The 7,777-nt window shown below is 55.1% G+C and carries 8 protein-coding genes; 7 read left to right on the forward strand and 1 reads right to left on the reverse strand.

Annotated elements, in window-relative coordinates; genetic code table 11:
- Positions 1–148: 148 nt before the first annotated feature.
- The 7 genes from V2P20_RS15695 to V2P20_RS15725 all read left to right on the forward strand — a co-directional run bounded on the left by V2P20_RS15695 (position 149) and on the right by V2P20_RS15725 (position 6,580).
- The gene (locus tag V2P20_RS15695; protein WP_331819937.1) at positions 149–1,039 is read left to right on the forward strand and encodes a dienelactone hydrolase family protein; all 891 of its coding nucleotides are present in this window, start codon (positions 149–151) and stop codon (positions 1,037–1,039) included.
- Positions 1,040–1,074: 35 nt separating this feature from the next.
- On the forward strand, positions 1,075–3,204 hold the full coding sequence (locus V2P20_RS15700; RefSeq protein WP_331819939.1) for a protein-disulfide reductase DsbD domain-containing protein: 2,130 nt from the start codon (positions 1,075–1,077) through the stop codon (positions 3,202–3,204).
- A 404-nt stretch (positions 3,205–3,608) separates the two neighbouring features.
- On the forward strand, positions 3,609–3,989 hold the full coding sequence (locus V2P20_RS15705; RefSeq protein WP_331819941.1) for a hypothetical protein: 381 nt from the start codon (positions 3,609–3,611) through the stop codon (positions 3,987–3,989).
- 49 nt (positions 3,990–4,038) lie between these two features.
- Complete coding sequence (locus V2P20_RS15710) at positions 4,039–4,659, forward strand: redoxin domain-containing protein (RefSeq protein WP_331819943.1); 621 nt, start codon at positions 4,039–4,041, stop codon at positions 4,657–4,659.
- Between the two features lie 12 nt (positions 4,660–4,671).
- Positions 4,672–5,379: a cytochrome b/b6 domain-containing protein gene (locus tag V2P20_RS15715; protein ID WP_331819945.1), complete on the forward strand. Its 708-nt coding sequence runs from the start codon at positions 4,672–4,674 to the stop codon at positions 5,377–5,379.
- Positions 5,380–5,421: 42 nt separating this feature from the next.
- Positions 5,422–5,883 carry a cytochrome c gene (locus V2P20_RS15720; protein ID WP_331819947.1) on the forward strand — a complete coding sequence of 154 codons (462 nt, stop codon included), beginning with the start codon at positions 5,422–5,424 and terminating at the stop codon, positions 5,881–5,883.
- A gap of 235 nt (positions 5,884–6,118) precedes the next feature.
- The gene (locus tag V2P20_RS15725) at positions 6,119–6,580 is read left to right on the forward strand and encodes a cupin domain-containing protein (RefSeq protein WP_331819949.1); all 462 of its coding nucleotides are present in this window, start codon (positions 6,119–6,121) and stop codon (positions 6,578–6,580) included.
- A gap of 175 nt (positions 6,581–6,755) precedes the next feature.
- On the opposite strand, the gene V2P20_RS15730 is transcribed toward V2P20_RS15725, so the two are convergent.
- Positions 6,756–7,385 carry a VPLPA-CTERM sorting domain-containing protein gene (locus tag V2P20_RS15730; protein WP_331819951.1) on the reverse strand — a complete coding sequence of 210 codons (630 nt, stop codon included), beginning with the start codon at positions 7,383–7,385 and terminating at the stop codon, positions 6,756–6,758.
- Positions 7,386–7,777 lie beyond the last annotated feature (392 nt).

Consider the following 7,777-nt stretch of genomic DNA (forward strand, 5'->3'; position numbering starts at 1 on the left):
CTGCGACCAATGGAGACACAACCCAAGCGTGGATAACGGCACCCCTTCCTCATGCTTGCTGTAATCCATGTAAATCCGTGCAGCCTCTATCAAGGGCTCTGAAACCGACCTTTCATTTTTATCAGGACATCATTCTAAGGAGTCTTTCATGACGCGCAAAACAGCAAACGACTTCAATCCGGAAGTACTGAAGCTTTTCGATCATTACGTCCACGGTGATCTGTCCCGGCGGGGATTTCTCGCCTCGGCAGCCAAATACGCGGTCCTGGGGCTGACTGCGGAAGGCCTGCTTGAGGCGTTGAACCCGAAATTCGCTGAGGCGCAGCAGATTGCCGTTGACGATGCCCGCATTGAAGCAAGCTACGAGTATTACCCATCGCCGCAGGGCTACCAGTCGATACGCGGCTATCTGGTGAAGCCGGCCAAGGCCAAAGGCAAACTGCCGGTGGTGCTGGTGGTGCACGAAAACCGCGGCCTGAATCCCCACATCGAAGACATCGCGCGGCGCATCGCTCTGGATAATTTTATCGCTTTCGCGCCGGATGCCTTGTTTTCTTTGGGCGGTTACCCGGGCGATGAAGACAAGGCGCGCGATCTTTTCAAGGCGCTGGATCAGAACAAGACGCGGGCCGATTTTATCGCGGCCGTCGATGTGCTGAAGAAACTGCCGGAAGGCAACGGCAAAGTGGGCGTGGTCGGTTTCTGCTACGGCGGCGGCATTGCCAATTTCCTGGCGACCCGTGTTCCCGATCTGGCGGCGGCCGTGCCTTTCTATGGCGGCCAGCCGACGGCGGAAGAGGCGGCAAACATCAAGGCGCCGCTGCTGCTGCACTTTGCCGGCGCCGATGAGCGCATCAATGCCGGCTGGCCAGCCTATGAGGCGGCCTTGAAAGCTGCCGGCGTCAACTATGAGGCGCACATTTACCCCGGCGTGCAGCACGGCTTCAACAACGACACCACGCCGCGCTTCGACGAGGCGGCGTCAAAGCTGGCCTGGGAGCGCACCATCCGTTTTTTCAATGACCATCTGCGCGCCTAGCTCTTTCATGTTCGACTGACTATCGTGAGGTTTCCATGCTGATCTTTCGTCTCATACCGATCGCTTTACTGGCGCTGACTTGCTCCGATGCCGATGCGGGCCCGTCTGAAGCCGCTACCGAGCAGGTCAGGGCACAGCTGATCGCTTCTGTCGATGCCGTGCGTCCGGGCGATACGATTCAGGTGGGCGTGCATCAGACGATCATTCCGCACTGGCATACCTACTGGGTCAATCCCGGCGATTCCGGGCTGGCCACCACGATTGACTACGATCTGCCCGCAGGCGCCACGGCCGGCGCCATCCAATGGCCGACGCCGAGCCGCATCACGCTGGGTCCTGTGGTCAATTACGGCTACGAGAACGAAGTCACGCTGCTGTCCAGCATCAAGGTGCCGGATGACGCCAGCGGCGTGTTCCCGGTCAAGGCCAAGGTCAAATGGCTGGTTTGCGAAGAGATCTGCATTCCTCAACGGGTCGAACTGGCGCTGGACCTGCCCGTCGTCGCGCCCGGCCAGGACCGCGGCCGGGGCAGCGCGCTGATCGGCAAGGCCCAGGCCAGCCTGCCGGCAGCCAGCCCCTGGCCGGTCAGCGCCACAAGCGATAATAGCGGCTTGACGCTGCGGATCACCGGCACGGGATTGCAGCCCGACAACATCAAGGACATCTGGTTTTATCCGCTCGAGTGGGGCCGGATTGCGCATAACGCGGACCAGCCTTGGCTGAGCAGCGGCGATGCGATCGAGCTGAAACTGCAGCCAGGCGATGATGCGCCGGCTGTCGGCGGCCGTTTCAACGGCGTGCTGGCAATAACGGAAGATGGTCGGGATGGGCCGGTGACGCGCGGGTTTATTATCGACGTGCCATTGGCTGCGGCCAAAGCCGGTGCTTCGTTAGCTGCGGAACCCGATCTGGCGCTGCCGTCGGCACTGTTCCTGGCCTTGTTGGGCGGCGTGATATTGAACCTGATGCCGTGCGTGTTTCCGGTGCTTTCCATCAAGGCGCTGTCGCTCATAAAGCATGCGCATCAGGCGCCGCTGCAAACGCGCCTGCACGGGCTGGCTTACACCTCGGGCGTGCTTTTCAGTTTCGCGCTGCTGGGCTCGCTGCTGATCGCACTGCAAGCCAGCGGTTTACAGATCGGCTGGGGATTTCAGTTTCAGTCGCCGGTGTTTGTGCTGGCCGTCGCCTATCTGATGTTCGCGGTCGGGCTCAGCCTGTCCGGCGTTTTTTCCGTAGGCGGTTCGGCCACAGGCATCGGCGCTTCGCTGGCTGAACGACCCGGCTATACGGGCAGTTTTTTCACGGGCATGTTGGCGACAGTCGTCGCCACGCCCTGCACGGCGCCGTTCATGGGAGCGGCCATCGGCTTCGCGCTGGCTCAACCGCCGCTGGTTTTGCTGACCGTCTTTCTCAGCCTGGGCTTCGGCCTTGCCTTGCCCTATCTGCTGCTGAGCTTTTGGCCTTTCCTGCAGCGCTGTCTGCCGAAACCCGGCGCCTGGATGGAGCGTGTCAAGCAGGGCATGGCTTTCCCGATGTATGCGGCGGCCGTCTGGCTGGTCTGGGTGCTGGCGCAACAAGGCGGGAATGATGCGGTTGTCGTCGCGCTGGGCGGCATGGTGGCGATCGCTTTCGCGGCCTGGCTCTATGAATCCACTAAAACCGGCGGCAAAACGGCGCAGCATAGCGGCGAGGGCATTGCCGCGCTGACGCTGGCGCTGGCTTTGACTGGCGGTTATTACGGCGTGGAAGCCGGTATTGCCGCAGAAACCAAATCTTCAACCGCCGCCGAAGGCAAAGCTTGGCAGCCCTACTCGGCCGAACGCCTCAAAGCTCTGCGCGCCGAGGGCAAACCGGTGTTTCTGAACTTTACGGCGGCCTGGTGCATTAGCTGCCTCGTCAATGAAAAAGTCGCGCTGAGCCAGCGTTCGGTGATCGATACCTTCAGGCAAGCGGGCATTACTTACCTGAAAGGCGACTGGACCAACCGCGATCCCGAAATTACCCGGAAACTCGCGGAATTCAGCCGCAGCGGCGTGCCGCTCTACGTCTATTACCCCGCCGGCACGGCGGCGGGTCCGGTTGTGCTGCCGCAGATACTGACGCCCGAGATCGTAACGCAGGCCGTCACGGCGCCAGCCAGTACCGTTTCCATGAATGACCAGTAAGGGCCGTAGCCGTAGGGTACGCATTGCGTACCTTTTTAGAGCATTGATGAGCCGGCAAACTTTGAAAAAGGTATGCGATGCATACCCTACAAAGGTAGGAATAAGGGGACTGCAAAGGAAACGGCACTCCCATTAAGGAAGCGAACGAGCCGAAAAAGTGATGATGACAGGCGAAGCACAGCGCGATCAAGTCCAGGTGTGGAGCGTGCAGACCTGCAAAGTTATAAGGCGGCTTCCGTTTCGCGGTTGAAGGATCAAGTTCAGCAGCAGATCAATGGACCGGTTTGCTGCCTCATCCAGGACGCTGCATTGGATGGCAGCGCAATAACCAGGGAGGGATAAATGCGTATGAATTTTTTAATGCCAGGGCGAAGATGCTGAGCAGCAAACAAATACAGATAGTCATGACCGCCGCCGTTTTGATTCTGGCTGTAGTGATGCCGGTTGAGGCCTTTCATCTGCTGATAGAAATCGTGGCCGAAATTTATGAATTGCTCGAATTCACGCTGGATGAAGTGATCCACCACGTCTTCGAAACGAGCCGCCATACCACTCAGGTGATCGTTTTTTATTTGATGCTGGGGATGTTTTTGTACGGCCTTTATCGCCTGGCGAGGCTGTTGAGGGCGATCAACCTCAAGGTGAAAACCGCGATTTCCGGTTGGCATGCGATATGCAGTGAAAGAAGCGCCAACGTTTGGAAGCCCTGGCTGTTGGACAAGAGAGTGCGGATGCTGTGCGGATTCACCTTTGGCGGGGCTTGTCTGGCCCTGCTGGTGTTTTAAGCAGCCGAGAGATTGAAAGCGTTTTTTATTTAACCATAAGGAGTCAGTCATGTTTTTGAATCAACTTTACCGGAGCGCCTTAATGGGCCTGGCTTTTGTCCTGGCCTCCATGACGGCCCATGCCGCGCCTGTCGTCAATCAGGCCGCGCCTTTGTTCTCGGGCGCGGCCGCCGACGGCGGCACCGTCAATCTCGCCGATCTGCGCGGCAAGACCGTAGTCCTGGAATGGACCAACCATGAATGTCCGTTCGTGGTGAAGCATTACGAAAGCGGCAACATCCCGAACCTGCAAAAAGGCGCCGCCGCCAAAGGCATCGTCTGGCTGCAGGTCATCTCTTCGGCGCCCGGCAAGCAAGGCTACATCGACGGCGAAACGGCCAAAAAGCTCAATGCCGAGCGCGGTGCTGCGCCTGCCAACACCGTGTTCGATCCGGACGGTAAAATCGGCCGGCTTTATGAAGCCACCAATACGCCGCAATTCTTCATCATCAATCCCGAAGGCGTGCTGGTTTACAAAGGCGGCATCGACAGCATCCCTTCAGCCGACAAAGAAGACATCGCCAAAGCCGAAAACTATGTCAGCGCGGCATTGGCTGAACTGGATGCCGGCAAGCCCGTCAGCCAACCCGTCACCAAGCCTTACGGCTGCACCGTCAAATATTCAGGATAAGGAGAGACAACCATGAAAGAAACCGTACACATCTGGGACTGGCCGCTCAGGCTGTTTCATTGGCTGCTCGTGATAGCCGTCGTCGGGGCTTATGTTACCGGCAAGCTCGGCGGCGATCTGACCGACTGGCATGGCCGCATAGGCGGGCTGATTCTGGGCTTATTGATTTTTCGCATCATCTGGGGCTTTGTCGGCACGACGCATGCCCGGTTCGTCAATTTCTTCCCGACTTTCGGCCGTCTTGCCGCCTATTTCAAAGGCAACTGGCATGGCGTCGGCCATAATCCGGTCGGGGCCTTGTCGGTCCTGGCGCTGCTGGCGGTGCTGACCGTGCTCGCCGCCACGGGCCTGTTCGCCAATGATGACATTGCCTTCGAAGGGCCGTTGTTCAGCCTGATCGATAAATCCCTGAGCGACAAGTTGAGCGGTATCCATGCGCTGGCGCTGGACGTGCTGATGGGTTTGCTGGCGTTGCATCTGGTCGCCATCGCATTTCATCAGCTGGTCAAAAAGAACAATCTGGTGCTTCCGATGTTGACGGGCAGGAAACAAGTGCACAAGGCCCAGGCATCATCGATTCCGGCGGTTGGCGCGTTGCGTTTCCTGATGACCGTGGTGATTTCCTGCACGCTGGTCTTGAGCATCTGGAGCGGGGGCGTAGCAAACTATTTCAATCCGGTCGACAGCCTGCAAACCGCGGCGGTCAGGCTGGGTTGGTAAAACACTGAGAGTATTTTTATAACATTAACGGAGCTAAATACAATGAAAGTAAAACTGCCACTCGCGTTAGCGCTGACTGCTGTGACAACCGCAGCGTTGTCAGGTCAGGTTGAAGAGCAGATAAGATTCCGCCAGTCCGCCTATTCGTTCCTGAGCTGGAACACGGGGAAAATCAAAAGCCAGGTGGTTGACCACCCCGAAACCTTCAACAAGGATCAGGTCATAGCGGCCGCAAACGCCATTGCCGCTGCCGCCAATTCCGGCCTGATCAACCTCTACGGTCCCGGTACGGACCAGGGCATAGGCTGGAAACAATCCCGCCTGCGGCCTGAATTCTTCCAGAAACAGAATGAAGCCAAGGAACTCGACGCCACTTTCATCAAGGAAGCCAACGAACTGGCGAAAGTGGCGGCCACAGGCGATGCCGGCGCGATCAAAGCGCAGTTCGGCAAAGTCGGCGCCTCCTGCAAAGGCTGCCACGACCTGATCCGCATTCGCGAGTGATGCGGCAAACTTCATTGCAGCCAAGCAGTATCTGTAATGAGTAGGTACCGCTTGGCGCCATGGCCAGATTGAGGAACGAAACCCGGCATAGGGACACCTAATCGGTGATATGCAGGGTTTCCGCAAAACATCGTAGGGTACGCATCGCGTACCTTCTCAGTGTCTAAATCAAGCCTCAAAAGGTACGCGATGCGTGCCCTACCGAACTGTTCAACAACTTATTCTGGAGGATCAGATGTCTGGTATTTTTTCCCGCCATCAGTTATCGCAATTAACCCTGACGCTTGCTTTGCTCGGAAGCTTCGGCACCGCAACCGCGGCCGATCTCGATCCCAAAGCCATTTCGATCAAACTGCCGGAGCAGATCAATTGGGTTCCCAATCCCAGCGGCTCGGAGACGGCAGTATTGGTCGGCGATCCGAATAAACCAGGCCTGTATGTGGTCCTGAACAAATGGAAAGCCCATCACAACAGCAAGCCGCATTCGCACCCCAACGACAGATTCATTACCGTGATTTCCGGCACCTGGTGGGTAGGCACCGGCACCGACTACGATCCGGCGCACCTGAAACCGGTCCCGGCCGGCAGTTTCGTCACCCATTACGGCAATGAAGTCCATTACGACGGCGCCAAGGACGAAGACACGATTCTGCAAATCGTCGGCATCGGGCCGGCTACGGCAACGCCGGCAAAGTAGTTAGATAATATTGGAAAATCGGTGAATCATAGGCTGGGCTGCTAAACTCAGCATTCGATGCCGCCAATGCTGAATTGAACTATCAGAAATGGAAGATAATAAAAAACCGCCTACGGATTACCCGAAAGGCGGTTACAGCATTAGATAACAATGATTGTATCTGTGCTAATAATGACTAAGAGCGCTTGCGATTAAAACCCAGCAGTCCCACTAAGCCAGAGCCAAACAGCCAGACGGCGGCAGGAACGGGAACAGCGCTGACATTGGCATTATTGACGGTAAAGTTATCAATAAACACATAGTCGCTGCCGCCATTTAGGGTCAATGTAGCATGAGTAATGCCTGCATGAGCAATCCCAAAGTAGTCGCCTGAGTTACTGCCGTATGTGGGATTCAAGATGAGCGTTTCAAGTAAGTTGTTGCCGTTAAAAGCGGATAATGTCCAGGTATAATCAGCAGCACCCCATAAGAATCCGAAAGCGTTTACCGGCGCGTCAAAATCAAATTGGAAGCTATCAGGGCCGGAACCATGATTGGTCATATGATAAGTTCCGCGGGTGTTATAACCTCCAGCGTAATCACTATCTACTTCAATATTAGTATTGCCTGTGAATGTAACGCCGGCTATTGACAGTGAAGGAGCATCAACAACGCCTGTTGATTCAAAATCAATTACAGTGCCTCCGGCTAAGTTAACATTGTCTGTGGGCAGTCCTTGGCCAAGGATTGGTGCGGCTGTGACGAATGTTGGAAAAGCCAAGGCGGCCGTAATTACTAAGCCGCCTAAAGATAAAGATTTTTTCATTTATATTTCTCGATAAGCAATGGATAAAAACTTAACTCTCCCACTGTCCATTTTTTTTAGTTATAGCAGTTGAGGTAGAGTATATATTATCCCATTATTATTTATTTATGTGATACGTATCACATAATTTATTTATTCATTTAGATAATACCAATACTAAGTCTGAATTCCATTTCATTTATTTCATAAGGTTTATTCATCCAATTAATTAAGAGGGGCAATTTCTTTTCATTTAAAACCTGTAGGCTTGATTAAGAAAGGAAATCCAGTATCGTAGGGTACGAGACTGTGAAAGTATTCGTTTTTTAAAATTTTAACCACAATATATTGTGCATTTTATATTTGCATATAACAGCATATAGACGTCAAAGAGAAAAATTTTGAATACTTTC

The sequence above is a fragment of the Methylobacter sp. Wu1 genome, from assembly GCF_036553575.1.
Taxonomy (GTDB): domain Bacteria; phylum Pseudomonadota; class Gammaproteobacteria; order Methylococcales; family Methylomonadaceae; genus Methylobacter.

Excerpts from the sequence above, each read along its gene's own strand:
- V2P20_RS15730 (WP_331819951.1), bottom strand. The coding sequence starts at position 7,385 with ATGAAAAAATCTTTATCTTTAGGCGGCTTAGTAATTACGGCCGCCTTG.
- V2P20_RS15715 (WP_331819945.1), top strand. The coding sequence starts at position 4,672 with ATGAAAGAAACCGTACACATCTGGGACTGGCCGCTCAGGCTGTTTCAT.
- V2P20_RS15695 (WP_331819937.1), top strand. The coding sequence starts at position 149 with ATGACGCGCAAAACAGCAAACGACTTCAATCCGGAAGTACTGAAGCTT.
- V2P20_RS15710 (WP_331819943.1), top strand. The coding sequence starts at position 4,039 with ATGTTTTTGAATCAACTTTACCGGAGCGCCTTAATGGGCCTGGCTTTT.
- V2P20_RS15705 (WP_331819941.1), top strand. The coding sequence starts at position 3,609 with ATGACCGCCGCCGTTTTGATTCTGGCTGTAGTGATGCCGGTTGAGGCC.
- V2P20_RS15700 (WP_331819939.1), top strand. The coding sequence starts at position 1,075 with ATGCTGATCTTTCGTCTCATACCGATCGCTTTACTGGCGCTGACTTGC.
- V2P20_RS15725 (WP_331819949.1), top strand. The coding sequence starts at position 6,119 with ATGTCTGGTATTTTTTCCCGCCATCAGTTATCGCAATTAACCCTGACG.
- V2P20_RS15720 (WP_331819947.1), top strand. The coding sequence starts at position 5,422 with ATGAAAGTAAAACTGCCACTCGCGTTAGCGCTGACTGCTGTGACAACC.